The organism is Bacillus cereus group sp. BfR-BA-01408, assembly GCF_022663305.1.
GTDB lineage: Bacteria > Bacillota > Bacilli > Bacillales > Bacillaceae_G > Bacillus_A > Bacillus_A pacificus.
Map to the genome: position 1 here is coordinate 1 of NZ_JAKUFF010000293.1, position 235 is coordinate 235.

Here is a 235-nt window from a genome sequence, read left to right on the forward strand (position 1 = left end):
ACCAGGAATCCCTTGAATACCCTGCGGACCTTCTGGACCGGTTGGCCCAATTGGCCCTTGAATCCCTTGTATTCCTTGCAAGCCCTGTGCTCCCGTGCTTCCAGTCGGACCAGTATTTCCCGTCGCTCCTGTTGCTCCTGTACTTCCACTCGGTCCACCGCCCGGACCTGTCGCACCAGTTGGCCCCGTCGGACCAGGAGGTCCTCCTGACGGACCAGTGATCCCTGTCGGACCT

1 pseudogene is annotated in these 235 nt (G+C 60.9%); it reads right to left on the reverse strand.

The window, feature by feature from the left end:
• Positions 1-235: pseudogene (locus tag MR083_RS27355) on the reverse strand (hypothetical protein); the annotation flags it as partial.